Source organism: Herbaspirillum sp. BH-1, from assembly GCF_002870055.1.
GTDB lineage: Bacteria > Pseudomonadota > Gammaproteobacteria > Burkholderiales > Burkholderiaceae_D > Herbaspirillum > Herbaspirillum frisingense.
On record NZ_PKOI01000001.1, the window covers coordinates 279,475 to 303,374 of the forward strand.

Sequence of the window (23,900 nt, forward strand, 5' to 3'; positions counted from 1 at the left end):
CAGAGGTCCGGATTGCGAAGATGACGAAAAAACAACAGCCGGCAATGTCCGGCTGTTTGTTTTTTGGAAGAAGGGGAAGGGTGATAACGCCGCCACGCGGATTGCACCAGCTGCGCGCCCAATGAAAAAAGCCCCGCAATGCAGGGCTTTTAAGAGCATACCGGGGTTTAAGCGGCGTTCTGGATGTTCGATGCTTGCTTGCCTTTGGGGCCTTGCGTAACGTCAAACTGGACTTTTTGACCTTCTTTCAGGGTCTTGAAGCCGTTCATCTGGATTGCGGAGAAGTGAGCGAACAGATCTTCGCCGCCGTCATCCGGAGTGATAAAGCCAAAGCCTTTGGAATCATTGAACCACTTGACAGTACCTGTTGCCATAAAAGCATCTTTCAAATATTAACTATCACACGAGCCGTCAAAGCAAGAAGCATCGCGCGTCACGCAGCCCCCCTTAAACCGTGCCCCCTTCGCATCGACCAGTTGTTACATTTGGTAACTACTAATCAATGAATTTGCATTGTTCTCGGTCGAAATCCAAAAGTCAAGCAGTTTTCATCTCAAAGTTTATGGGCTTGTTTGGGAGATAGCGCAGGATCCCCTTGATTTAGGATAAATCATCGTCATCTGCGCAAGGTCCGGAAAACAAGTAATATCTATCTCATCTAGAGGTTACGAGATCATTGTGCGTTGCACAGCTTTTGATGGTCCAATAAACGCATGGCAACCAAGCACGTAAATGATGGCGGTACAGTCCTGGAACGGCAGGAGGCCAAACTCAAGCCGCCCGCGATGTACCAGGTTTTTTTGTTGAACGATGACTATACGCCGATGGAATTCGTCGTCGCAGTCATCCAGCAGTATTTCAACAAGGACCGTGAAACCGCGACGCAGATCATGCTCAAGGTTCACCGCGATGGGAAGGGAATGTGTGGTGTGTATCCCAAAGATATCGCATCCACTAAAGTGGAACTCGTTTTAACCCACGCTCGAAAGGCAGGGCACCCCCTGCAATGCGTGATGGAGGAAGCATGATTGCGCAGGAACTCGAAGTCAGTTTGCATATGGCCTTTGTCGAAGCCAGACAATCGCGTCATGAATTCATTACCGTGGAGCACTTGCTGCTGGCGTTGCTGGACAACCCGTCGGCCGCCGAAGTGTTGCGCGCCTGCTCGGTGAACATTGACGATCTGCGCAAGACGCTGACCAATTTCATCACCGACAATACCCCCACGGTACCCGGTACCAACGAAGTGGACACCCAGCCCACGCTGGGCTTCCAGCGCGTGATCCAGCGCGCCATCATGCACGTGCAGTCGGCGTCCAATGGCAAGAAGGAAGTCACCGGCGCCAACGTGCTGGTGGCCATCTTCGGCGAGAAGGATTCGCACGCGGTGTACTACCTGCACCAGCAGGGCGTGACTCGCCTGGATGTGGTCAATTTCATTTCGCACGGTGTGCGCAAGGACCAGCAGGCCGATCCGCAGAAGGCTCCGGAAGGTGCCGAGGACGTGCAGGCCGAAGGCCAGCAGAAGGAAAGCCCGCTCGACCAGTTCACCCAGAACCTGAACAAGGCCGCTGCCGAAGGCAAGATCGATCCGCTGATCGGCCGCGATTCCGAGGTCGAGCGCGTGATCCAGACCCTGTGCCGTCGCCGCAAGAACAACCCGCTGCTGGTGGGCGAAGCCGGCGTGGGCAAGACCGCCATCGCCGAAGGCCTGGCCTGGCGTGTCACGCAAGGCGATGTGCCGGAGATCTTGAAGAACGCCGTCGTTTACTCTCTGGACATGGGCGCGCTGCTGGCCGGCACCAAGTATCGCGGTGACTTCGAACAACGTCTGAAGGCAGTGTTGAAGCAGTTGAAGGACAGCCCCAACGGCATCCTCTTCATCGACGAAATCCACACCATCATCGGCGCCGGTTCGGCCTCGGGTGGTACGCTGGATGCGTCCAACCTGTTGAAGCCGGCGCTCTCCAGCGGTCAGTTGAAGTGCATCGGTGCGACCACCTATACCGAGTTCCGTGGCGTCTTCGAGAAGGATCACGCGCTGTCGCGTCGCTTCCAGAAGATCGATGTGAACGAACCGACCGTGGAACAGACCGTGCAGATCCTGCGTGGCCTGAAGTCCAAGTTCGAGGAACACCACGGCGTGAAGTATTCCGCTTCGGCGCTGACTTCGGCAGCCGAGCTGGCAGCCCGCTTCATCAATGATCGTCACCTGCCCGACAAGGCCATCGACGTCATCGACGAAGCTGGTGCGGCACAGCGCATCCTGCCCAAGTCCAAGCAGAAGAAGACCATCGGCAAGCCGGAGATCGAGGAAATCATTTCCAAGATCGCCCGCATCCCGCCGCAGTCCGTGAACCAGGATGATCGCGCCAAGCTGCAGACCATTGATCGCGACCTGAAGAACGTCGTCTTCGGTCAGGACCCGGCCATCGAAGCGCTGTCGTCGGCCATCAAGATGGCCCGTGCCGGCCTGGGCAAGACCGACAAGCCGATCGGCTCCTTCCTGTTCTCCGGTCCGACCGGCGTGGGCAAGACCGAAGTGGCCAAGCAACTGGCCTTCATCCTCGGTATCGAGCTGGTGCGTTTCGACATGTCCGAATACATGGAGCGTCATGCCGTGAGCCGTCTGATCGGCGCGCCCCCGGGTTATGTCGGCTTTGACCAGGGCGGCCTGCTGACCGAGGCTGTCAACAAGAAGCCGCATGCCGTGCTGCTGCTGGACGAAATCGAAAAGGCGCACCCCGACATCTTCAACATCCTGTTGCAGGTGATGGATCATGGCACGCTGACCGACAACAACGGCCGCAAGACCGACTTCCGCAACGTGATCATCATCATGACCACCAACGCGGGTGCCGAGAGCCTGCAGAAGCGCACCATCGGCTTCACCGAGAAGAAGGAAGCCGGCGACGAGATGGCGGACATCAAGCGCATGTTCACGCCCGAGTTCCGCAACCGTCTGGATGCCATCATCAGCTTCCGCCCGCTGGACGAGGAAATCATTCTGCGCGTGGTCGACAAGTTCCTCATGCAACTGGAAGAGCAGCTGCACGAGAAGAAGGTGGAAGCCGTCTTCTCCGACAGCCTGCGCAAGTTCCTGGGCAAGAAGGGCTTCGATCCGCTGATGGGCGCACGCCCGATGTCGCGCCTGATCCAGGACCTGATCCGCAAGGCGCTGGCCGACGAGCTGCTGTTCGGCAAGCTGGTCAGTGGCGGTCGCGTGACGGTGGAGATGGACGACAAGGAGCAGATCAAGCTCGAATTCCCCGAGGGCGACGATTCGTCCCCGCCGGAAGAGCCGCAGGAAAAGCTCGAAGTCGAATAAGCCTCAGCCAGTCAATCAGCAAGCCAACAAGGCCGCTCCGGGAAACCGGAGTGGCCTTTTGTTTTTGGGGCAGGGCGCTTGCGATACCCGCGTCCACACAACAAGATACGCACAACAAAAAACGGCGCGGTCTTCACCGCGCCGCTTCAGGGCAAATCTCAGAGCAAACCTCAGGCCAAAGAGGCGTGATCAGAAGGCTCAGGGTAGCAGTGGCTTGCCCGCTTCCTGCTTGGCCTTCACGATCTGCGTGACCTTGTCGATCATCGACAGACGATAGGTGGTCGCCGGGTGCAAGGCCGTATAGCCATTCGGCACGCTGGCCGGATACTGCTCGGCCAGGCGCTTCCAGAAGGCCGGCACATTGTCGATGCTGTAGCCGGCGCGTGCCAGCAGGTACAGCGACAGGGTATCGGCCGCTGCATCCAGATCCTGCGGATAGACGCGGATGCCGGCCGTACCGGCGGTGGTGGTCGGGTCCGGATGCGGCAGCAGCAGGTTGTCGATCACCTCCGCGATGGTCGACACCATGCGTTGGCGGATCGCATGGCCGAGGATGTTGTGCGCCATGTCCTTGGCGATCAGATAGGCCAGTTCATCATCTGAACGGGTGAACTTGAGCATGCCCCGGGTGATCAGCACGCGGCGACCATCGGCATAGGTGTTGACGTTGTCGGCATTGCCCAGCTCGATGCTGAAGGCGCAGGCGTAGGTCAGCGGCACGTTGAGCGTGCTGTTCTGGCCGTTGCGTTGCACGCCCAGCGCGATCGGCGCCTGCTTGACCACCAGCGGGCTCAGCAGCACGGCGGCCTGGCGTTCGGCATCGGTGCCCTGCGGCATCGGCTTGCCTGCCACCGACATCAGGAAGTCACCACGCTGGATGCCCGCCTTTTCCGCTCCACTGCCGGGCAGCACGCCGGTAACCTGCAGGCGGTCGTCATAGCCCAGGCTGCGGGCGGTTTCAGCGTATTCGATCGGGAAGGAATACTTGTTCTTGGCGGTAAATCCCAGCAGGTTGCGGGCGTTGCCGCGGCATAGTTGTGCGTTGCTGGTCAGCAGCGGGGCGGCCACGCGATAGAGGCGATCCTGCTGGGCGATCAGTTCACGCAGTTGCGCTTGTTGGGGATTGTCGGCGACCGGCTTGGGTGCCTGGGTCACTACCGTCGGCTTGGCGGGGGCGCTGGCCGGCGCGGTGCCGGGTTCCTGGGTGGCGCAGGCGGCCAGGATGGCCAGCGGCGCCAGGGTGGCGAGGGTTCTTATCTTCTGCCACGCGGGCAGGGGGGGTACGAGCATGCGGTTCTCCATCAATAGGGGCCTGCTGGGTCCGGGGTGTCCCGGACAGGCCAGATGACCCATGGGGCATAGGACAGGCTCATCCTTGTCACGGTTCCTTGTCGCTTTGTACTGTGGCGTAGGACGGCCGCTGGCGCCGCAGCCAGCGGCAGGGACGATTCAGGACTTGCCGGTGCTGCCGAAGCCGCCTTCGCCGCGCTCGGTTTCGGTGGAGAACTTGTCCACCATGCTCAAGGCCACCTGTACCACCGGCTGGAACATCAACTGGGCAATCCGGTCGCCCGGCTGCACGACGTAGTCTTCCTGGCCCGAATTGGCCAGGATCACGGCGATTTCACCGTGGTAATCGGCATCGACGACGCCGATGCCTTGTGCCACATGCAGCCCGTGCTTGAGCGAAAGGCCCGACCGCGAGGCCACGATGGCCACCAGCGAGGGATCCATCATGTTGATGGCCAGGCCGGTCTTGATCAGTTCGCGGCTACCGGCGCGCAGGGTGATCGGGGCTTCGATGCAGGCTCGCAGGTCCAGTGCGGCGGAGCCATCGGTGGCATAGCTGGGAACAGGGATCTGTTCGCCGAGAAGGGGGTTGACGATACGGGCTTCGATTCGACGATGCATATTTCTTCACGGGTGATGGAATGACAAGAATGCGCGCCAGGCTGGCGGCGTGCATCACCTAAGGCCGCAATTCTAGCAACTTCCATCTTGGAATGGATGTTTCTTGCCGCCCTGGCGCGAAGCGGCGATTGCCGCGCGAGCCCGTTGGTTCGGACATCCTTGGTGCACTGCAATGTCCGATCGAGGTGCAATCGCGCCAATGTCGGGCCGGATGCCATGGACGGCAGCGTCTTGGCTGGGCGGGCAAAATATCCCTGATCGGCTGCAAGCGCATGGCCCATGCGGCTTGCGGCGTCCTGTTGCCACCTCTGGCACAGTTTCTGCTCATGACCTTAGGCAAGATTATGCATTATGCATAATCAATGTCGCCATGCCGCTGACACGCGGCATGCGGGTCATCTTCCGTGCCATCCATGCCATTCAAGCAGTCTTCAGGAGCAGGAGCCCATGTCGGACCACCGTCTAGAAGTCGACAATCTGAGCCACGCCTTCATCAAGGCCAACGGCGAAGAAATCCGGATATTCCAGAACCTTCAATTCAATGTCGGCAAAGGTGAGATCGTCGCCATCGTCGGTCGCAGCGGGGCCGGCAAGAGTACGCTCTTCAACCTCATCTCCGGCCTGCTCAAGCCGACCGCCGGTCGCATCGTGCTGCAGCCGCGCGAGGATGGCCGCGCCGGCAGCATTGCCTACATGTTGCAGAAAGACTTGCTGCTGCCCTGGCGCACCATCCTCGACAACGCCGTGTTGGGCATCGAGTTGCAGCGCGATGTCACCGAGGCCGACCGTGAGCGCGCCCGCGCCATGCTCAAGCGCTACGGCCTGGACACCGTGGCGCAGTCCTATCCACATGCGCTCTCAGGCGGGATGAAGCAGCGCGTGGCCTTGTGTCGCACGCTGCTGGCCGATCCCACCGTGGTGCTGCTGGACGAACCCTTCTCCGCGCTCGACTACGAGACCCGCCTGATGCTGGAAAACGATGTCATCAGCCTCACGCGCAGCGAAGGCACCAGCGTCATCCTGGTGACCCACGACATCGACGAAGCCATCGCCATGAGCCAGCGGGTGGTGGTGCTCGGTGGACGTCCGGCGCAGATCATGCGCGAGCAGCACATTGTGCTCACGGTGGAGGGCAGCGATGGCCTGCGCGACGCCGTCAGCGCCCGGGGCGCGCCGGAATTCCCGCACTACCACAAAGAGATCTGGAACGCCCTGCGTGCCAGTGACGTCGCCCACGCCAGCACCTGAGGAGAGAGTGATGAAATCCAAAGACGGCAGCGCCACCGCCATCGTCGCCACCTTGCTGGTGGTGGCCGTCATCGTGTGGCAGATGGCGGCCCAGTCCAATCTGATCAACGGTCAGCTGCTGGGCTCACCGGCGGGCATCTACAAGTCCGCCGTGATCGGCCTGAGCCAGGGACAACTGCTCTACGACACCTGGGTCACGCTGGTAGAGACCCTGCTGGGCCTGTTGCTGGGCAGCGGCCTGGGCATCGCACTGGGGCTGGCGCTGTGGTTCTATCCGCGTACTTCGGCCATCGTCGAGCAGTTCTCCATCCTGCTCAACAGCATTCCCAAGATCGCGCTGGGGCCCTTGATCATCATCTGGTTCGGCTCGGGCATGGTCTCCAAGATCTGGCTGGCGGGGATCTCCACCTTTGCGGTGGCCATCATCTCTTCCTGCGCCGCCGCCCAGGAGGTCGACAAGGATCTCCTGAACCTGTTCAAGTCCTTCAAGGCCCAGCGCGCCAAGGTGTTCAAGAAGCTGATCCTGCCGGCGTCGGTGCCGTGGATCTTTTCCATCCTGCGCATCAACATCGGCTTCGCCCTGATCGGGGCGGTCGTGGGCGAATTCATCGCCTCCGAAAGCGGACTCGGGCATGCGGTCTTCGTGGCCGGCTCGCTGTTTGACCTCAATACCGTCTGGCTGGGCGTGATCATCCTCACGCTCATGGCGGCCTTACTCACCTGGCTGGTAAAACTGACTGAAGAAAGGGTAATTTCATGGAAAGGCGAACAATGAAGTCCATCCGCAAGGCAAGCGCAGCCGCACTGCTGTGCATCGGCTGTTTCGGGAGCAGCGTCGCGATGGCCGCCGAGAAGGCGGTGATCTACCAGGCCTTCCAGTCCATCCAGTATCTCCCCCTGTATGTCGCCATGGGCGAAGGACTGTTCGCCAAGCGCGGTCTGGAAGTGCAGAAGGTGACCGCCGGCGGGGGCGCCCAGGGTGTGGCGGCGGTCATTGGCGGTCATGCCGATTTCTCGCTGCAAGACCCGATGACGGCCGTGCTGGCCAATCTCAAGGGGGCGTCGTTGACCAATGTGGCCATGGTAGTGGCGGGCGTGCCGGTGTGGACGGTCGCGCCGGCCAATTCACCGATCAACTCCCTGGCCGACTTCAAGGACCGGACCATTTCCACCGCCATCCCGCCGTCGACCTCGACCTACCTGCTGCAGAACCTGCTCAAGGAAAAGGGCCTCAGTTCGGTCAAGCTCAATACGGTGGCCATCGGTACCGAGATTTCGCCGGTAGCCGCCGGCCGAGCCGATGCGGCGACGCTCTACCAGCCGCAGGTGGAGCAGGCGCTGGCCAACGGCTACAAGATCGTGCATGACTTCGCCAAGCAGTACAACGGTGTCTACGCCTTTTCCACGATTGATACCCTCAAGTCCACGGTGGAGAAAAAGCCGCAAATGGTGCAAAGCTTCGTTGCCGGTATCGCCGATGCGGAAAAGCTGATGCAGTCCAATCCGGAGGTGGCCTACAAGGTCGCCATCGCCGAGTTCCCGCAACTGGACCCGACGGTGGTACGCGCTGCCGTCAAACGCCTGCTGGAGCAGAAGGTCTACCCGGCCACCCCCGTCATCTCGCGTGAAGCCTTCCAGGCCGGTCTGGATCTGCAGATTGCCATCGGCAACGTCAAGCCCGGGCAGGTCACCTACGAGAGCGCGGTCGACAACAGCTTCGCCGAAAAGACCACCAAGCCTTAAGATCTCCATGTGCCGCGCCGTGCATCCTGCCCCCGGGCTTCGGATGCACGGCAGCCAGCCGGTCGCGCAATGGCAGGTGATTGCGCACTGGATTGGCAGCACGGCACCGCCACCCAGCAGCAGAGGAAGACGATCATGACCACAGAAGCGACGCAGACCGCACCCGCATCCGTACCCGCATTCGCGCCCGACCCCAGTCCTCTGGCCACCGCCGTGGCGGCCGCCGACCATCTCGACGAGCGGCTCCGGGCCTTCGTCTGGCGCCCGGAGAGCTATCCCGCAACCCAGAACACCAGCGGGCCGCTGGCCGGCATCCCGGTGGCAGTCAAGGACCTCATCGATACCGCCGACATGCCCACCGCCTATGGTTCGGCGATCTTCGCCGGCCACCAACCCGCCGCCGATGCCTGGATCGTGGCCCGGCTGCGCCAGGCCGGCGCCATCATCTTCGGCAAGACCGTGACCACCGAATTCGCCTGGCGTGATCCCGGCGCCACCGTCAACCCCTGGCATCCGGGCTACACCCCCGGAGGTTCCTCCAGTGGCTCGGCGGCGGCAGTGGGCGCGGGCATCGTCGACATCGCCCTGGGCACGCAGACGGTCGGCTCCGTCATCCGCCCGGCCGCCTATTGCGGCGCCTATGGCTACAAGCCGACCTTTGGCCGCATTCCCACCGAGGGTACGCACAAGCTCGCCCCCTCACTGGATCACCTGGGTTTCATCACCTCCAGCCTCTACTGGTCGGCGGTCATGCATGCCGTGATCGTGCGCGACGGCGCCATTGCACCGCCCGTCTCGGCGAGCGCTTTCCATGCCGGCGTCAAACCGGCCCGTGTCGGGATCTATCGCAGTTCGCGCTGGGCGCAGGTACAGGGTGACGTCCAGCAGAATGTCGACGGCGTCATCCGGCGCCTGGAAAGGCTAGGCGTTGCCTGCGTACCGGTGGAATTGCCCGTCGACCTGGTCGAGATGCATGCCCTGATCAACGAGATCCTGGCCTATGAAGCGCGGGCCGCCCTGCTGGACGATATCCGCGGCAAGGAGGACCTGGCCGGTCCCAATATCCGCGCGCTCATCGAGGCCGGTGCCGCCATCAGCGATGCGCGCTACGAAGAGCTGTGCGCGCAGCTGGCCAGCCTCAGGGCCGAGCGTGATCGCGTCTTTGACGGGCTCGATGCGATCCTGACCCTGCCTTCGCCGACCACCGCCTTGCCGGGGCTGGACAAGACCGGCGATGCGATCTTCTGCACTCCGGCGACCTTGCTGGGCTTGCCGGCGGTGACCTTGCCGTCGGGGTATTCGTCCGACTTCCTGCCCTTCGGCGTGCAACTGATCGGCCCTGGCGACCAGGACCTGGCCTTGCTGCAGCACGCCCAATGGATCAGCACGATCCTGCCCACGATCCGGCCGGCGCAGCGGATGGAGAACTGAGCCGGCCGGCGGGCGGAGCCGGCGCAAGGGCGCGCTTGCACCGGCCTGCCGGGCAGGCCACAATGAGGCTTCCCCCTCCTGCAGCCCGCCGCAGGGGGCGTGCCGTCCAGCTCAACGTGCTCATGTCAAAAGCCTTCAAAACCATAGAGCAGCAGGTCCTAAGCCAGCTGCGCAACGATATCCTGCGCGGCAACTATCGCCCCGGTGACAAGTTGCGCCAGGACGATGTCGCGCGCCGCTTCGAAGTCAGCACCACGCCCGTGCGCGAGGCCTTCAGGGGCTTGCGTTCGGAGGGGCTGGTGACCATCGATGCCAACAAGGGCGTGGTGGTCAAGGGACTCTCGGTACAGGACGTGGCCGAGATCTATGAACTGCGCATCGTGCTGGAGCCGCTGCTGGCACGCAAGTCGGTCGCCTCGATCCGGCCCGATGCCCTGGAGGCGGCCACCGCGCTGCACGAGCAGATGTGCCGGGCCGACGACCCCCATGCCTGGGCGGCGCTGAACTGCGATTTCCATGATCACCTCATGCGCAGTGAACAGGGATCACGCCTGTACGAGATGGTCCGTAACCTGTTGCTGGTGGCCGCCCCTTATGTCTCGCTGTCGATCTACCTGCTGCCGCAGATCCAGCTGACCGACAATGAAGAACACGCGCAGATCCTGCAAGGCTACCGGCAGCGCGATGCGGCCCTGGTCGAACAGATCGTGCGCCAGCATCTGCAGCAGACGCTGGAGGCGATCCAGGACTCGGTCAACGAAGAGACCTTGGGCAGCGCGTTTCGCTAATCTGGCGATTGCGCCATGCGGCGCGCAATCTCGCGGATCAGCTGGCGTGCCAGGGTTTGCTTGTCGGCGCGCGGCAGGGCGCTGTGGCCCTGGTCGTCGAACAGCATCAGGGAGTTGTCGTCACGGCCGAAGGTCTGGTGGCCGATATTGCCGACCAGCAGCGGGATGTTCTTCCTGATCCGCTTGGCCGTGCCGTATTGTTCCAGGTTCTCCGATTCGGCCGCAAAGCCCACGCAATAGGGGCGTTGGGGCAGGGCGGCGACGGTGGCGAGGATGTCGGGGTTCTGCACGAATTGCAGTTCTGGCGTGTCCTGCTCGTTCTGTTTCTTCAGCTTCTGCGTGCTGGCATTGGCCACGCGCCAGTCGGCCACCGCCGCCACCGCCACGAACAGGTCTTGCCCTGTCACATTGCCCATCACCGCATCGTGCATCTGCTGTGCCGTCTGCACGTCCACGCGACGCACGCCATAGGGTGTCTCCAATGCCGTCGGGCCGGATACCAGCGTCACTTCCGCGCCCGCTTCGCGTGCCGCCCGGGCGATCGCATAGCCCATCTTGCCCGAGGACAGGTTGGTGATGCCACGCACCGGGTCGATGGGTTCGAAGGTCGGGCCGGCCGTCAGCAGCACGCGGCGGCCCGCCAGCAGCTTGGGCTGGAAGGCGGCGATGATCTCCTCCAGCAGTTGCATCGGTTCCAGCATGCGCCCTTCACCGACTTCGCCACAGGCCTGTGCGCCGGCATCGGGGCCGAGCAGCAGGATGCCGTCTTCTCTGATCTGGCGCACATTGCGCTGGGTCGCCGGGTTCTGCCACATCTCCACGTTCATGGCCGGTGCCACCATCAGGGGCAGCCGTGCCGGACGCGCCACGCACAGCGTCGAGAGCAGGTCGTCACAGGCGCCATGGGCCAGCTTGGAGATGAAGTCGGTGGAGCAGGGCACGATCACCACCGCATCGGCATCACGGGTGAGGTTGATGTGCGGCATGTTGTTGTCCATGCGCGCATCCCACTGGTCGGTATAGACCGGGTTGCCGGTCAGCGCCTGCATGGTCACGGCGGTCATGAAATGGGTGGCCGCCTCGGTCATCACCACATGCACCGACGCTCCGGCGCGGCCAAGTTCGCGCGCCAGCATCGCGGCCTTGTAGCAGGCCACGCCGCCGGTCAGGCCCAGTACGATTTTCTTGCCAGCCAGTTCCATTGCTTGCTCCCTTGCGCCAGGTGGCGCGCCGCAGGTGGGTTGCCGTTCTTGTCGTTCTTACTTCCGGGAGACCCGGCGCAGTTCATCCACCACGAACAATACCGCACCCACGCAGATCGCACTGTCGGCGATGTTGAAGGCCGGCCAGTGCCAGTTGCCGACATAGACGTCGAGGAAGTCGATCACGTGTCCATAGACCACGCGATCGATCACGTTGCCGATGGCGCCGCCCAGGATCAGCGCCAGCGCCCAGCAGAACATGCGCTGGCCCGGATGCTTGCGCAGCAGGTGGATGATGAACACCGCCGCGCCGATGCCGATGGCGGTGAAGAGGTAACGCTGCCAGCCACCGCTGGCGGCCAGGAAGCTGAAGGCCGCGCCCTTGTTATAGACCAGCACCAGGTTGAAGAAACCGGTCACCGGCAGCGATTCGCCGTAGTGGAACAGTTTCAGGATGGTGATCTTGGAGAGCTGGTCCAGCAGCAGCACGATGGTAGCGATGCCCAGCCAGGGCAGCAGGCCCTGGCTGGAAGAGGACGAGGCGGAAGAGGAGGAGCGCTTTTTGGTTGCCATGGATGTTCTTGTTTGAGTGCGCTGCCCGCTGCGCAGAGTGCAGCGGGCAGCTTGCAAGGCCGTCCTGCTTGGATCAGGCGATCAGGCGATCAGGTCATCAGGCGAAGCGACGCTTCTCGCCCTGGCCGAACAGGTTGCTGACGCAGCGGCCGCACAGGCCGGGATGCTCGGGATGAGACCCGACATCGGCGCGATAGTGCCAGCAACGTTCACATTTCTGTTGGGTCGAGGGCGTGACCACCACGCCTTCTTCCTCGGCGCTGGCTACGCGGGTCACGCTGGCTGCGGAGGTGATGAGCACGAACTTGAGGTCTTCACCCAGGCTCTCCAGCAGGTCGGCCTTCTCGCCCGACACCTTCAGTTCCACCTCGGCCTGCAGGGAAGAACCGATGCTGCCGGCGATACGCACTTCTTCCAGCTGCTTGGTGACGGCGGCGCGCACTTCGTGCAGCACTGCGAACTTGGCCAGCAGGGCTTCGGCATCGCCCACTTCCGGCAGGGCGTAGTAGGTCTGCGAGAAAATGGTCTCGCCGCTGGCCTCGAAGGCTTCCTTGCCGGCAAAGAAGCTCCAGGCTTCTTCGGCGGTGAAGGACAGGATCGGTGCCATCAGGCGCAGCAGCGACTGGCTGATGTGCCAGACAGCGGTCTGGGCCGAACGTCGCGCCGCCGAATCCACGCCGCTGGTGTAGAGGCGGTCCTTGAGGATGTCCAGATAGAAGCCGCCCAGGTCTTCCGAGCAGTACATCTGCAGCTTGGCCACCACCGGGTGGAATTCATAGGTCTCGAAGTGCGCCAGGACCTCAGCTTGCAGGCGCGCCATGTTGGCGATGGCGTAACGGTCGATCTCCAGCAGCTCGGCCACCGGCACGGCGTGCTGCGCCGGGTCGAAGTCGGCCGTGTTGGCCAGCAGGAAGCGCAGGGTATTGCGGATGCGGCGATAGGCTTCCACCACGCGCTTCAGGATTTCGTCCGAGATCGACAGTTCGCCCGAGTAGTCGGTCGAGGCCACCCACAGGCGCAGGATTTCCGCGCCCAGCGAGTCCGAGACCTTCTGCGGGGCCACCACGTTGCCCTTGGACTTGGACATCTTCTTGCCCTCGCCATCGACCACGAAGCCGTGCGTGAGCAGGGCCTTGTAGGGCGCGCGGCCATTCAACATGGACGAGGTCAGGAGCGACGAGTGGAACCAGCCACGATGCTGGTCCGAGCCTTCCAGGTACAGGTCGGCCGGGAACTGCGACTGCTGGCGGTGCGAACCACGCAGCACGGTCTGGTGGGTGGTGCCGGAGTCGAACCAGACATCCAGCGTGTCGCGGTTCTTGACGTAGTGCTCGGCATCCTCGCCCAGCAGTTCCTTGGGGTCCAGCGCCTGCCAGGCTTCGATGCCGCTCTTCTCGATGCGCTGGGCGACCTGTTCGATCAGCTCCGGCGTACGCGGATGCAGCTCGCCCGTTTCCTTGTGCACGAAGAAGGCCATCGGCACGCCCCACTGGCGCTGGCGCGACAGGGTCCAGTCCGGACGGTTGGCGATCATGCCGTGCAGGCGTGCCTTGCCCCAGCCGGGGAAGAAGGCCGTGTCCTCGATGCCTTGCAGCGCGGTCTGGCGCAGGCTGGGGCCGCCATCCTTGGGCGTGTTGTCCATGCTGGCGAACCACTGCGAGGTGGCGCGGTAGACGATGGGGGTCTTGTGGCGCCAGCAATGCATGTAGCTGTGGTCGAACATGACCAGCTTGAACAGCGAACCCACTTCTTCCAGCTTGGCGCAGATCGGCTTGGAGGCTTCCCAGATGCTCAGGCCGGCGAACAGCGGCAGCCAGGACGCATAGCGACCATCGCCCATGACCGGGTTGAGGATGTCGTCATCCTTCATCCCGTGCGCCTTGCAGGAGATGAAGTCTTCGATACCGTAGGCCGGCGCCGAGTGGACGATGCCGGTACCGCTGTCGGCGGTCACGTATTCACCCAGGTAGACCGGCGAGAGGCGGTCGTAGCCGGCATCGGCCTTGGCCAGCGGATGGTGGAAGCGGATCAGCGAGAGCTTCTCGCCGGTGGTGGTGGCGATGATCTTGCCTTCCAGGCCGAAGCGCTGCAGGCAGGATTCGACCAGGTCCTTGGCCAGGATCAGCAGCGTGGCTTCGCCGTTGCGGCTGGTCTCGACCAGCGCGTATTCGAATTCCGGGTGGACGTTGAGCGCCTGGTTGGACGGGATGGTCCAGGGCGTGGTGGTCCAGATGACGATGTAGCCGTGGCGGGTCGGCAGGTCGGCCAGGCCGAAGGCGGTGGCCAGCTTGTCGTGTTCGGCGAAGGGGAAGCCGACATCGATGGCCGGGTCGCGCTTGTCCTGGTATTCCACTTCCGCCTCGGCCAGGGCCGAGCCGCAATCGAAGCACCAGTTCACGGGCTTCAAGCCACGATAGACATAGCCCTTCTCCAGGATCGTGCCGAGCGCGCGCAGCTCATCGGCTTCGTTGGAGAAGTTCATGGTCTTGTACGGGTTGTCCCATTCACCCAGCACGCCCAGGCGGATGAAGTCGGCCTTCTGGCGCTCGATCTGCTCGCCGGCGTAGGCACGCGCCTTGGCCTGCACTTCGGCCACCGGCAGGTTCTTGCCGAACTGCTTCTCGATCTGGATTTCGATGGGCATGCCGTGGCAATCCCAGCCCGGCACGTATTGCGCGTCGAAGCCGGCCATGTTGCGGGCCTTGACGATCATGTCCTTCAAGATCTTGTTGACGGCGTGGCCGATGTGGATGTCGCCGTTGGCATACGGCGGACCGTCATGCAGGATGAACTTGGGACGGCCGGCCGACGCCTTGCGGATACGTTCGTAGACCTTCTTCTCCTGCCACTGCTTGACCCATTGCGGCTCGCGCTTGGCCAGGTCGCCGCGCATGGGGAAGGCGGTCTCGGTCATGTTGACCGGGTATTTGGAGGGCGCCTTGCCGGCTTTTTCCGGTTTGCCGGGCTTGGCGGAATTGTCGTTGCTGGACATGAGAAAGCTTTCCTTGGATGCAGTTTGATTCTGGCGCCGGGCGTGCTGACATGCGCGCTGGCGAAATGCGGATGGGGCGGCTGGACGACGGCGGAAGCGCTGCTCCGGCCATCGCCCAGCGTTCAAATTCGGTCGGTGGCCGAGACGGCGAAGCCGGCGTTCTCGCGGAACCAGGCGCGGGCATGGTCGACGTCGCGGGCGATGGCGGTGGTCAGTGTGGGCAGGTCCACGTACTTTTCCTCGTCGCGCAGCTTCTGCAGGAACTCGACCCGCACCAGCTTGCCGTAGCAATCGCCCTGGAAGTCCAGCAGGTGGGTTTCCAGCAGGACCCGCCCGCTGTCATCCACGGTCGGACGCACGCCCAGGCTGGCCACGGCCGGCAGCGCTTGTTCGGCCAGGCCATGTACCTGTACCACGAAGATGCCCGACAGCGCCGGACGCTTGTGGCCCACGCGCATGTTCAGGGTGGGGAAGCCGATGGTGCGGCCCAGTTTCTTGCCATGGACCACGCGCCCGCTGATGGCGTAGGGGTGGCCCAGCAACTGGCGCGACAGGTCGAAGTCGCCCTCGGCCAGTGCCGCCCGCACGACGGAAGAAGAGATACGCACACCGGCATTGGTCACCGTCGGCAGGGCATGGACCTCGAAGCCATGCCGGCGGCCGGCCTCGATCAGGGTGTCCAGGGTACCGGCGCGGCGCGCGCCGAAGCAGAAGTCGTCGCCCACCATCAGCCAGCGCACATGCAGGCCCTGTACCAGGATCTTCTCGATGAAGTCCTGCGGGGAGAGCGCGGCGAAGTGGCTGCCGAAATGCTCCACGACCACGCGGTCGATGCCGGAGTCGGCCAGCGATTGCAGCTTGTCGCGCAGGTTGGCGATGCGCGCCGGGGTGCGTTCAGGGGTGCCGGCCAGTTGGGCGAAGAATTCACGCGGATGCGGTTCGAAGGTCATCACCGCCGCGTCCAGGCCCAGTTTGCCGGCGGCCTCGCGCACGCGTGCCAGCAGGGCCTGGTGGCCCAGATGCACGCCGTCGAAATTGCCGATGGTCAGCGCGCACGGGGCGCGCGATTCGGCTGTGGGAAGTCCGCGAAATACCTTCATTGAGCCGCTGGAGAGATGCGCTGTTACAAAAGCCTTCCATTATAAATGGTTTCGGAGGCTTTCCCTGATTTGGTGGCGGGATCGGGGCGATCAAGCACCTGCCTGCGCATCTCAGGAAGGTTTTTTCACATTTCTCAATGGAAATATTGCTTTTCGTGCATGCCTGGCAAGTCTTATTTCGGCCTGGCCAAGTTCAGCGCAGGGCCGGCACCGCTTCCGGCTCCTGCAACTGGCGCGCCTCGGCCAGCATCCAGATGGTGATCTTGCGCACCTCCAGCTTGCTCTGGGTGATGTGGGCGCGCAGCAGGATCTGCGCCTCGGTGGCGCGGCGCTTGGCCACCAGCTGCAGGATCTTGCCGTGTTCCTCGTAGGTGGCGTCGACGCGCTTCTTCTTGAGGAAGTCCAGGCGGCGCACGATGCGGATCTTTTCGGTGACCTCGGTATGGACCCGGGTCATCTCGTGGTTGCCGGCGGCGGCCACCAGGTTGGTATGGAAGGCTTCATCCAGTTCGGCCACCTGCACCGCGTCGGCGAGCCGGTCTTCCGGCTGCACCAGCCAGATCGCGTTCAGCTGCTCCAGGCCGGCGCCGGGCTCTTCCTGGCTGCACAGCTTTTCCAGCGCCGCCATCTCCAGCACGATGCGCAGGTCGTAGAGATTGTCGAGCCGGTCGAAATCGATGGGGCAGACCTTCCAGCCGCGCCGGAAACCCACCTCCAGATAGCCCTCGCGCTGTAGCCGGAACAGCGCATCCCGTAGCGGCGTGCGCGAGACGCCCTGGCGCTGCGCCATCTCGGTCTCGGTGAAATTGTCGCCGGGCAGCAGGCGGAAGCTGAAGATGTCGTCCTTGATCCGGTGATAGACCTGTTCGGCGAGCGGATTGGCAACGGTGACGGTCATGGCGCGGGCATTCTGGTGTTCTCGGGAGACGGTCTCATGCCATCAGGCTGACGTGGGCGGCGACGATGCGCCAGCCTTCTTCCATGCGGACCCAGGTCTGCATCTGACGGCCGATCCGGTCGGACGTGTGGTCCGTGAATTCGGTGGAGACGGTAGCATAGTCGGTGCCGAAGGTAGTGACAACGGTACGCTGCAGCTTGCGCGAGGCCGGTACCGGGGTGCAGGTCTTGCGGTACTGGCGGATCGCTTCGCCACCCAGCAGCACCTCGCCCACGCCATAGCGCACGGTCTGCGGCGCATACCAGAACCAGCGGTCCAGGGTGGGGATGTCATTGACCAGCAAGGCGTATTCGTAATCGGTGAAGGCCTGTTCCACCTCGGCCACCACATGGGGCAGGTTCACTTGCATCATGGATTTTCTCCTGTGTAGGCAGCCACGCCGGCCTGCAGTTGCGCCAGCGGGGTACGCCAGCCGACGATGCCGCCCTGCGCCGTCAGCATCTCCAGCGTGATGCGATGGAAGTCGGGGAAGTAGCTGGCGCAGGCATCCTCGATCACCAGGCATTCATAGCCACGGTCATTGGCCTCGCGCATCGAGGTCTGCACGCAGACTTCGGTGGTCACGCCGGCCACCAGCAGGTGGGTGATGCGACGCTCCTGCAGTTGTGCATGCAGGTCGGTGGCGTAGAAGGCGCCCTTGCCGGGTTTGTCGATGACCAGTTCGCCCTCCACCGGGGCCAGTTGCGGCAGGATCTGGTTGCCCGGCTCGCCTTGCACCAGGATGCGGCCCATCGGCCCGACATCGCCGATGCCCAGCGTCGGATTGCCGCGCAGGCGCTTGGAGCGCGGGCAATCCGACAAGTCCGGCAGGTGCGATTCGCGGGTATGCACCACCAGCATGCCGGCCTCGCGTGCCAGCTGCAGCAGCGCCGCCACGGTCGGCACGATGGCCGCCAGCGGCCGCACGTCATTGCCGAGGGCGCTGCCGAAGCCGCCTTCCTCGATGAAGTCGCGCTGCATGTCGATCACCACCAGCGCCGTGCTGCGCGGGTGGAACTGGTAAGGGTAGGGCGTGGCGTCGATACGGATCATGCGGCCTCGGCGTGAGTGGGTTGTTCGGAGTGGCCCGCCATCCAGCGGCCCAGCGCGGCGCGGTCGGCGCCCCGGGTGGCGACGTCCTGCGCCACATGCACGATGCGGCCCTCGGTCATCACCAGGATGCGGTCGGACAGCTCCAGCAATTCGTCCAGGTCTTCGCTCACCAGCAACACCGCTGCTCCGCGTGCGCGGGCCTGCAGCAGGCGGGCGTGGATGTCGGCCACCGAGGCAAAGTCCAGGCCGAACACCGGGTTGGCCACGATCAGTACATTGGGCGCCGTGGCGTCGTCGCCGTGATTGGCATCGCCAGCGGCCGCATGCTCGCCCAGTTCGCGGGCCAGCACGGCGCGCTGCACGTTGCCACCGGAGAGCGTGCCGATGGCGCGTTCGGGCAATGGCGGCTTGACGTTGAAGGCGCTGATGAGCGATTGCGCCTGGCGCTTCATGGCGGCCCGGTCGATGCGCCAGCCACCGCGCATGAAGGGAGCGACGTCGAAGTTGCGCAGCGCCATGTTCTCGGCCACGCTCATGCCGGGGATGCAGGCATTGCGCAGCGGTTCTTCCGGCAACGCGAACACGCGCAGGCGGCGCATCTCGGCACGGGTGGCGGCGTAGGGCGCGCCGGCTACGTAGATCTCGCCCTGCAGGTGACGGCGCTGGCCCAGCAGGGCTTCCACCAGTTCCTTCTGGCCATTGCCGGAGATGCCGGCCAGCCCCACGATCTCGCCCTGCCTGACCTGCAACGACAAAGCGCGCACCGCCGCCACGCCACGATCATTGTTGACCGTGAGATCGCGCACTTCCAGTCCCACCGGCGCCTGCGCCGGCACCGCAGGGCGTGCCACCTGCGCCTTTTCCTGGCGGGCATGGCCCATCATCCAGTGCGCCAGCTCGTCCGGGCTGGTATCGGCCACGCGGGCGCTGCCCACCAGCCGGCCCTTGCGCAGCACGGTGACATCGTCCGCATAGGCGCTCACTTCGTGGAACTTGTGGGTGATCATCAGCACCGTCAGTTCCTGCTGGCGGGTCAGCGCGTGCATCAGGCCCAGCACTTCGTCGGCCTCCTGGGGCGTGAGCACCGAGGTCGGCTCATCCAGGATCAGGAAGCGACGCCGCAGATAGAGTTGTTTGAGGATTTCCAGCTTCTGTTTTTCGCCGGCCGACAGGCTGCTCACCGCCCGGTCCAGCGCCAGCCGGAAGGGCATGCGCGCCATGAATTCTTCCAGTGCTGCGCGCTCGCTGCCCCAGCGGATGCGCCAGGGCAGGTCGCCCCGCGCCAGCAGCAGGTTTTCAGCCACGTTCAGGCTGGGCGCCAGCGTGAAGTGCTGATAGACCATGCCGATGCCCAACTGGCTGGGCGTGCGCGCGCCACGGATGTCCACCTCGCGCCGGTCCGCCATGACGCTGCCCTGGTCGAGCGGGCTATACCCCACCAGACCCTTGACCAGCGTGCTCTTGCCGGCGCCGTTCTCCCCCAGCAGGGCATGGATGGTGCCGGCGCGAATCTTCAGCGACACCTCGTCCAGCGCCCGGAAGCTGCCGAAGGACTTGCCGGCGCCGAGGATTTCCAGCTCGAGCGCGTGCATGATCAGGCCCCGATCACATCGATCAGCGCAGCCGAATCCGAGACCGCACCGAAGACGCCACCCTGCATCTTGATCATCGACAGCGCTGCCAGGTGGTTGTTGTGGTCGGTGGCGCCACAGCAGTCGGAGAGCATCACGCATTCGAAGCCACGGTCATTGGCCTCGCGCATGGTGGTGTGGACGCAGACATCGGTGGTGATGCCGGTCAGCACGATGTTGCGGATGCCGCGGGTGTGCAGGATCATTTCCAGGTCGGTGGCGCAGAAGGAGCCTTTGCCGGGTTTGTCGATGATGATCTCGCCGGCGATGGGCGCCAGTTCCGGGATGATTTCCCAGCCCGGCTCGCCGCGCACCAGGATGCGGCCGCAGGGACCGGCGTCGCCGATGCCCACGCCGTTGGTGCCGATCTGGCGTGAGCGCCAGCGCTTGTTGGCGGGCAGGTCGGAGAGGTCGGGGCGGTGGCCTTCGCGGGTGTGGATGATGGTGTAGCCACCGGCGCGCATGGCGGCCAGCACGCGCTTGATCGGCTCGATCGGCGCGCGCGTGAGCGAGAGGTCGTAACCCATCTTGTCGACGTAACCGCCGATGCCGCAGAAATCGGTCTGCATGTCGATGACGATGAGTGCGGTATTGGCCGGGGTCAGGGCGCCATCGTAGGGCCAGGCGTAGGGTTCGGCCTTGATGAAGAGTTCGGGCATGGTGGCTCCTAGCTTGATTATCGGGATTGTCGGGATTGTCGGAATTATCGGGTCAGGCTCAGTTCGCCCGGGGCGCTGGAGAGCGTGCGGTCGGGACGGCAGGTGAGGATCATGATCAAGAGCGTCAGCGCATAGGGCGCGGCATTGAAGAGGTAGTAGCCGGAAGTCACGCCCACCGCCTGCAGCGCCGGGCCCAGCGCGCCGGCCGCACCGAACAGCAGTGCCGCCAGCAGGCAGCGCCAGGGCTGCCAGCGCGCGAAGATCACCAGCGCCACCGCCATCAGGCCCTGGCCGCTGGAGAGACCTTCGTTCCAGCTGCCGGGGTAGTACAGCGAGAGATAGGCACCGCCCACCGCTGCCAGGAAGCCGCCTGCGGCGGTGGCGGCGATACGCGTGCCGGTCAGGCGATAACCCAGGGCGCGGGCGGTTTCGGCATGGTCGCCCACCAGCCGCAGCGCCAGCCCCCAGCGCGTGGCCGACAGACCCCATTGCAGCAGCAGGGCCAGCGCCACGCCGACGAAGAACAGCGCATTGATCTGCAGGGCGTGGTGCAGCCGCTCATTGCTGCTCCAGGCGCCCAGGTCGATGGAAGGCAGCATCGGCGCCTGCGGCTGGATGAAGGGCTTGCCCAGGAAGAAGGCCAGGCCGGTGCCCAGCAGCATCAAGGCAATGCCGAAGGCGATGTCGTTGACCCGTGGCAGCGAGCACACCACCCCGTGCAGCACCCCCAGCAGCAAGCCCGAGCAGCCCGCCGCCAGCACTCCCAGCCAGGCCGAGCCGGTGTAGAAAGAGGCCGCATAGCCGGTCATGGCGCCGCAGACCAGGATGCCTTCCAGCCCCAGGTTCACGCGTCCGCCTTTTTCGGTCAGGCATTCGCCCAGGCTGACGAAGAGGAAGGGTGTGCCGACCCGGATCGCCCCGGCGAACAGCGCCAGCAGCAGGGTCGCATAGTCGAAGTCATGCATGGCGGGACTCCTTGCTCGGGAGGGTTGGCGCCGCCTGCTGCCAGCGCAGCTTCAGGGCGGCCAGGCGGCCGGTGATGGATTCCCAGGCCAGCAGGTTGCAGAACAGCAGGCCCTGCAGCACCAGCGTGGTAGCGTCGGGCAGGTCCAGTCGGCGTTGCAGCAGGCTGCCGCTGGCTTCCACGCCACCGATGACGATTGCGCAGACAATGATGGCCAGCGGATTCTGGCGCGCCGCGAAGGCCACCAGGATGCCCGAGAAGCCATAGCCGGCCAGCAGCGCACTGGTGGCGCTGCCTTGCACGGCGCTGACCTCGAACATGCCCGCCAGTCCGGCCGCCGCGCCCCCCAGCGCGCAGGCCGTGAGCACCAGCCGATTGACCGACAGCCCCACTAGCCGCGCCGTGCGCACATTGCCGCCCACTACGCCCATGGCAAAGCCGGACACGCTATGGCGCAGGAAGACCCAGGCCGCGATACAGGCGATGGCGCCCCAGGCCAGGCCCCAATGCACTTCCAGCCCCGGCAGCGAACCCACCAGGTAGGGATCCGGCAAGGGCAGGGTGGAGGGCTTGTTCAGGCTGGCCGGGTCGCGCAGCGGGCCTTCCACCAGATGCTTGAACACCGCCACCGCGAGATAGGACAGCAACAGGCTGGAGATCGTCTCGTTGACACCGCGCCACTGGCGCAGCCCACCGCACAGGGCGATCCACAGGCCACCGGCCAGCATGGCGGCTACCGCCATGAGCACCAGCATCACCAGCGCCGGCAGGCCGGGCAGCAGTTGCGGCATCACCGCCGCCGCCAGCCCGCCCAGCGCCAGCGCGCCCTCGCCACCGATGACGATTAGGCCCACCCGCGCCGGCAAGGCCACGCACAGGGCAGTCAGCAGCAGGGGCGCGGCACGTTGCAAGGTGTTCTGCCAGGCGAACAGGGTGCCGAAGGCACCCTGGTAGATCAGCAGGCAGGCATCGCCCGCCGGCTTGCCTTGCACCAGCAGGAACAGCACGAACAACAGCAGCGTGCCGGCCAGGGCGCACAAGGTCGGCAGGGCCGGCGCCACGCCATTGAGCAGGGCCGACCGCAGCCTGCGCCAGGGCGAGGCCGTCGGTCCGGTCGGCGCAGCCACGCCGGGAGCGGGGAGGGTAGTCATGGTGCCGTCCTGCGTGCTCGCGTCAGACCTGGCCGACCACACCGGCCACCAGGTAATTCATCTTCTCCAGCGCCACATCGGTCTGGACCTGGGTGGTGCCGGCCGGGATCACGGTATTGCCCTTGTTGTCCTTGATCGGTCCCTTGAAGATCTGGAACTTGCCGGCCAGCATCTGGGCCTTGATGTCGTCCGCCTTCTTCTTGGCCGGAGCGCTCACGGCTGCGCCATAGGGCGACATCTTCACGAAGTTGTCCTTCAGGCCGCCGCGCAGGAAGTTGATCATGGGCTTGCCTTCCAGCGTGGCCTTGACGATCTCGGTATAGGGCGTGGCCCAGTTCCACTCGGCGCCGGTGAGATAACCCTTGGGCGCCAGCGAAGCCTGGCTGGCGTGATAGCCGGTGGTCATGATGCCGCGCTTCTCGGCGGTCTCGACGATCACCTTGGGGCCGTCGACGTGGCAGGTGATGACGTCGCAACCCTGGTCGATGAGGCTGTTGGCGGCTTCGGCTTCCTTCACCGGCAGCGACCAGTCACCGGTGAAGATGACGTGGCAGGTGATGGAAGGATCGACCGACTGCGCGCCCAGGGTGAAGGCGTTGATGTTGCGCAGTACCTGCGGAATGGGCTTGGCGGCGATGAAGGCCAGCTTCTTGCTCTTGCTCATGTGGCCGGCCACTACGCCGGAGAGGTATTCGCATTCCTCGATGTAGCCGAAGAAGCTGCCCACGTTCATCGGGTGCTTGCCGGCGGTCCACAGGCCGCCACAGTGGGCGATGCGCACCTTGGGATATTTCTCGGCGATCTTCAGGACATGCGGGTCGAAGTAGCCGAAGGAGGTGGGGAACAGCAGGGTGGCGCCATCCTGCTGGATCATGGCTTCCATGGTCTTTTGCACGGCCACGGTCTCGGGGACCTTTTCTTCTTCGATCACCTTCACGCCCGGCATCTTCTTGATGATGGCGGCAGCTTGCGCATGCGACTGGTTGTAGCCGAAGTCATCGCGCGCGCCGACATAGATGAAGCCCACGGTCAAGGGGCCTGCGGCCAGCAGATCAAGCGGGAAGGCTGCGCCCAGGGCGGCGGCTCCGGACAGTTTCAGAAAATCGCGGCGGTTTTTCATGTTGTTGCGCTCCAGTCAGAACGTGGGTGGTTGGGAATGGCAATATCGCTCGGGGTAATTTGCGGTGCC

The 23,900-nt window shown here is 64.1% G+C and carries 22 protein-coding genes; 7 read left to right on the forward strand and 15 right to left on the reverse strand.

What is annotated here, in order from left to right:
* Positions 1–167: 167 nt before the first annotated feature.
* A complete protein-coding gene (locus HBH1_RS01280; protein WP_006463169.1) occupies positions 168–374 on the reverse strand; it encodes a transcription antiterminator/RNA stability regulator CspE in 207 nt (68 codons plus the stop codon).
* Positions 375–713: 339 nt separating this feature from the next.
* Between HBH1_RS01280 and clpS the strand changes: the two genes are divergently transcribed.
* Together clpS and clpA are read left to right on the forward strand one after the other, a co-directional pair.
* On the forward strand, positions 714–1,028 hold the full coding sequence (gene clpS / locus HBH1_RS01285) for an ATP-dependent Clp protease adapter ClpS (protein WP_006463168.1): 315 nt from the start codon (positions 714–716) through the stop codon (positions 1,026–1,028).
* Positions 1,025–3,328 carry an ATP-dependent Clp protease ATP-binding subunit ClpA gene (gene clpA / locus HBH1_RS01290; protein ID WP_006463167.1) on the forward strand — a complete coding sequence of 768 codons (2,304 nt, stop codon included), beginning with the start codon at positions 1,025–1,027 and terminating at the stop codon, positions 3,326–3,328. Before clpS ends, clpA begins: the two co-directional genes overlap by 4 nt.
* A gap of 198 nt (positions 3,329–3,526) precedes the next feature.
* Here the strand turns inward: clpA and HBH1_RS01295 are convergent, their stop codons facing one another.
* Positions 3,527–4,618 (reverse strand): M48 family metallopeptidase, encoded by a 1,092-nt coding sequence (locus HBH1_RS01295; RefSeq protein ID WP_199181506.1) that lies wholly within the window; start codon positions 4,616–4,618, stop codon positions 3,527–3,529.
* A 159-nt stretch (positions 4,619–4,777) separates the two neighbouring features.
* Positions 4,778–5,239 carry a dUTP diphosphatase gene (gene dut, locus HBH1_RS01300; protein WP_102661284.1) on the reverse strand — a complete coding sequence of 154 codons (462 nt, stop codon included), beginning with the start codon at positions 5,237–5,239 and terminating at the stop codon, positions 4,778–4,780.
* Positions 5,240–5,686: 447 nt separating this feature from the next.
* On the opposite strand from dut, the gene HBH1_RS01305 reads away from it, so the two are divergent.
* From HBH1_RS01305 to HBH1_RS01325, 5 genes are all read left to right on the forward strand, one after another.
* Complete coding sequence (locus tag HBH1_RS01305) at positions 5,687–6,487, forward strand: ABC transporter ATP-binding protein (RefSeq protein ID WP_102661285.1); 801 nt, start codon at positions 5,687–5,689, stop codon at positions 6,485–6,487.
* 10 nt (positions 6,488–6,497) lie between these two features.
* Positions 6,498–7,262 carry an ABC transporter permease gene (locus HBH1_RS01310; protein WP_006463161.1) on the forward strand — a complete coding sequence of 255 codons (765 nt, stop codon included), beginning with the start codon at positions 6,498–6,500 and terminating at the stop codon, positions 7,260–7,262.
* Positions 7,259–8,230, forward strand: a complete 972-nt coding sequence (locus HBH1_RS01315; RefSeq protein ID WP_233207486.1) for an ABC transporter substrate-binding protein — start codon at positions 7,259–7,261, stop codon at positions 8,228–8,230. The genes HBH1_RS01310 and HBH1_RS01315 overlap by 4 nt, the downstream gene beginning before the upstream one ends.
* A gap of 135 nt (positions 8,231–8,365) precedes the next feature.
* The gene (locus tag HBH1_RS01320; RefSeq protein ID WP_102661554.1) at positions 8,366–9,661 is read left to right on the forward strand and encodes an amidase; all 1,296 of its coding nucleotides are present in this window, start codon (positions 8,366–8,368) and stop codon (positions 9,659–9,661) included.
* Positions 9,662–9,783: 122 nt separating this feature from the next.
* Positions 9,784–10,449, forward strand: coding sequence for a GntR family transcriptional regulator (locus tag HBH1_RS01325; protein ID WP_006463158.1), 666 nt, complete (start codon positions 9,784–9,786; stop codon positions 10,447–10,449).
* On the opposite strand, the gene coaBC is transcribed toward HBH1_RS01325, so the two are convergent.
* The 12 genes from coaBC to HBH1_RS01385 all read right to left on the reverse strand — a co-directional run bounded on the left by coaBC (position 10,446) and on the right by HBH1_RS01385 (position 23,831).
* Complete coding sequence (coaBC, locus tag HBH1_RS01330; protein WP_102661287.1) at positions 10,446–11,651, reverse strand: bifunctional phosphopantothenoylcysteine decarboxylase/phosphopantothenate--cysteine ligase CoaBC; 1,206 nt, start codon at positions 11,649–11,651, stop codon at positions 10,446–10,448. The genes HBH1_RS01325 and coaBC overlap by 4 nt on opposite strands.
* Before the next feature lie 57 nt (positions 11,652–11,708).
* Complete coding sequence (lspA, locus tag HBH1_RS01335; protein WP_102661288.1) at positions 11,709–12,224, reverse strand: signal peptidase II; 516 nt, start codon at positions 12,222–12,224, stop codon at positions 11,709–11,711.
* 97 nt (positions 12,225–12,321) lie between these two features.
* Positions 12,322–15,216, reverse strand: a complete 2,895-nt coding sequence (ileS, locus tag HBH1_RS01340; RefSeq protein ID WP_102661289.1) for an isoleucine--tRNA ligase — start codon at positions 15,214–15,216, stop codon at positions 12,322–12,324.
* 122 nt (positions 15,217–15,338) lie between these two features.
* On the reverse strand, positions 15,339–16,316 hold the full coding sequence (locus HBH1_RS01345; protein WP_102661290.1) for a bifunctional riboflavin kinase/FAD synthetase: 978 nt from the start codon (positions 16,314–16,316) through the stop codon (positions 15,339–15,341).
* Between the two features lie 193 nt (positions 16,317–16,509).
* Positions 16,510–17,214: a GntR family transcriptional regulator gene (locus HBH1_RS01350; protein ID WP_006463153.1), complete on the reverse strand. Its 705-nt coding sequence runs from the start codon at positions 17,212–17,214 to the stop codon at positions 16,510–16,512.
* Positions 17,215–17,248: 34 nt separating this feature from the next.
* The gene (gene hpxZ / locus HBH1_RS01355) at positions 17,249–17,626 is read right to left on the reverse strand and encodes an oxalurate catabolism protein HpxZ (RefSeq protein ID WP_006463152.1); all 378 of its coding nucleotides are present in this window, start codon (positions 17,624–17,626) and stop codon (positions 17,249–17,251) included.
* Positions 17,623–18,306 carry a cysteine hydrolase family protein gene (locus HBH1_RS01360; protein ID WP_102661291.1) on the reverse strand — a complete coding sequence of 228 codons (684 nt, stop codon included), beginning with the start codon at positions 18,304–18,306 and terminating at the stop codon, positions 17,623–17,625. Before HBH1_RS01360 ends, hpxZ begins: the two co-directional genes overlap by 4 nt.
* The gene (locus HBH1_RS01365; protein ID WP_102661292.1) at positions 18,303–19,898 is read right to left on the reverse strand and encodes an ABC transporter ATP-binding protein; all 1,596 of its coding nucleotides are present in this window, start codon (positions 19,896–19,898) and stop codon (positions 18,303–18,305) included. Before HBH1_RS01365 ends, HBH1_RS01360 begins: the two co-directional genes overlap by 4 nt.
* Positions 19,899–19,900: 2 nt before the next feature.
* Positions 19,901–20,596 (reverse strand): biuret amidohydrolase, encoded by a 696-nt coding sequence (locus HBH1_RS01370; RefSeq protein ID WP_006463149.1) that lies wholly within the window; start codon positions 20,594–20,596, stop codon positions 19,901–19,903.
* 44 nt (positions 20,597–20,640) lie between these two features.
* Positions 20,641–21,561: an ABC transporter permease gene (locus HBH1_RS01375; RefSeq protein WP_006463148.1), complete on the reverse strand. Its 921-nt coding sequence runs from the start codon at positions 21,559–21,561 to the stop codon at positions 20,641–20,643.
* A complete protein-coding gene (locus HBH1_RS01380) occupies positions 21,554–22,711 on the reverse strand; it encodes an ABC transporter permease (RefSeq protein WP_006463147.1) in 1,158 nt (385 codons plus the stop codon). The genes HBH1_RS01375 and HBH1_RS01380 overlap by 8 nt, the downstream gene beginning before the upstream one ends.
* A gap of 22 nt (positions 22,712–22,733) precedes the next feature.
* Positions 22,734–23,831, reverse strand: coding sequence for a BMP family ABC transporter substrate-binding protein (locus HBH1_RS01385; RefSeq protein ID WP_102661293.1), 1,098 nt, complete (start codon positions 23,829–23,831; stop codon positions 22,734–22,736).
* Positions 23,832–23,900: the final 69 nt, after the last annotated feature.

Bases quoted from the DNA above. Each gene is read 5' to 3' on its own strand.
- HBH1_RS01280 (WP_006463169.1), bottom strand. From the start codon at position 374: ATGGCAACAGGTACTGTCAAGTGGTTCAATGATTCCAAAGGCTTTGGC.
- clpS (WP_006463168.1), top strand. From the start codon at position 714: ATGGCAACCAAGCACGTAAATGATGGCGGTACAGTCCTGGAACGGCAG.
- clpA (WP_006463167.1), top strand. From the start codon at position 1,025: ATGATTGCGCAGGAACTCGAAGTCAGTTTGCATATGGCCTTTGTCGAA.
- HBH1_RS01295 (WP_199181506.1), bottom strand. From the start codon at position 4,618: ATGCTCGTACCCCCCCTGCCCGCGTGGCAGAAGATAAGAACCCTCGCC.
- dut (WP_102661284.1), bottom strand. From the start codon at position 5,239: ATGCATCGTCGAATCGAAGCCCGTATCGTCAACCCCCTTCTCGGCGAA.
- HBH1_RS01305 (WP_102661285.1), top strand. From the start codon at position 5,687: ATGTCGGACCACCGTCTAGAAGTCGACAATCTGAGCCACGCCTTCATC.
- HBH1_RS01310 (WP_006463161.1), top strand. From the start codon at position 6,498: ATGAAATCCAAAGACGGCAGCGCCACCGCCATCGTCGCCACCTTGCTG.
- HBH1_RS01315 (WP_233207486.1), top strand. From the start codon at position 7,259: ATGAAGTCCATCCGCAAGGCAAGCGCAGCCGCACTGCTGTGCATCGGC.
- HBH1_RS01320 (WP_102661554.1), top strand. From the start codon at position 8,366: ATGACCACAGAAGCGACGCAGACCGCACCCGCATCCGTACCCGCATTC.
- HBH1_RS01325 (WP_006463158.1), top strand. From the start codon at position 9,784: ATGTCAAAAGCCTTCAAAACCATAGAGCAGCAGGTCCTAAGCCAGCTG.
- coaBC (WP_102661287.1), bottom strand. From the start codon at position 11,651: ATGGAACTGGCTGGCAAGAAAATCGTACTGGGCCTGACCGGCGGCGTG.
- lspA (WP_102661288.1), bottom strand. From the start codon at position 12,224: ATGGCAACCAAAAAGCGCTCCTCCTCTTCCGCCTCGTCCTCTTCCAGC.
- ileS (WP_102661289.1), bottom strand. From the start codon at position 15,216: ATGTCCAGCAACGACAATTCCGCCAAGCCCGGCAAACCGGAAAAAGCC.
- HBH1_RS01345 (WP_102661290.1), bottom strand. From the start codon at position 16,316: ATGAAGGTATTTCGCGGACTTCCCACAGCCGAATCGCGCGCCCCGTGC.
- HBH1_RS01350 (WP_006463153.1), bottom strand. From the start codon at position 17,214: ATGACCGTCACCGTTGCCAATCCGCTCGCCGAACAGGTCTATCACCGG.
- hpxZ (WP_006463152.1), bottom strand. From the start codon at position 17,626: ATGATGCAAGTGAACCTGCCCCATGTGGTGGCCGAGGTGGAACAGGCC.
- HBH1_RS01360 (WP_102661291.1), bottom strand. From the start codon at position 18,306: ATGATCCGTATCGACGCCACGCCCTACCCTTACCAGTTCCACCCGCGC.
- HBH1_RS01365 (WP_102661292.1), bottom strand. From the start codon at position 19,898: ATGCACGCGCTCGAGCTGGAAATCCTCGGCGCCGGCAAGTCCTTCGGC.
- HBH1_RS01370 (WP_006463149.1), bottom strand. From the start codon at position 20,596: ATGCCCGAACTCTTCATCAAGGCCGAACCCTACGCCTGGCCCTACGAT.
- HBH1_RS01375 (WP_006463148.1), bottom strand. From the start codon at position 21,561: ATGCATGACTTCGACTATGCGACCCTGCTGCTGGCGCTGTTCGCCGGG.
- HBH1_RS01380 (WP_006463147.1), bottom strand. From the start codon at position 22,711: ATGACTACCCTCCCCGCTCCCGGCGTGGCTGCGCCGACCGGACCGACG.
- HBH1_RS01385 (WP_102661293.1), bottom strand. From the start codon at position 23,831: ATGAAAAACCGCCGCGATTTTCTGAAACTGTCCGGAGCCGCCGCCCTG.